Origin of the sequence: Flagellimonas flava (assembly GCF_050617915.1) — a bacterium.
Classification (GTDB): Bacteria; Bacteroidota; Bacteroidia; order Flavobacteriales; family Flavobacteriaceae; genus Flagellimonas; species Flagellimonas flava_A.
Window position 1 is genome coordinate 1 of sequence record NZ_JBODQE010000108.1, and the last position, 252, is coordinate 252.

General features: G+C 27.8%; 1 pseudogene. It reads left to right on the forward strand.

Annotated elements, in window-relative coordinates:
- Nucleotides 1–252, forward strand: a pseudogene (locus tag ACRHOZ_RS21170) (serine O-acetyltransferase EpsC); the annotation flags it as partial.

Here is a 252-nt window from a genome sequence, read left to right on the forward strand (position 1 = left end):
GTATGACTTATCATTAAAAGATGATGTAGAAGTATTTACAAAGCAATTATTTTATGCATTGTTTAATGATGTTTGTCAAGAAAAAGCAAATCATTTAAGAGAATTATTTCTTAAAATTTGTAAAGGCTTAGAGATTCCTAAAGCAAATAATGTTTGGGAATTTTACCAACAATCTTTTTGTGAAATTCGAAATCAATTAGATTTAGATGCAAAAGCCTTTGAAAGTACTGATCCTGCATGTAAAAGCCTAGG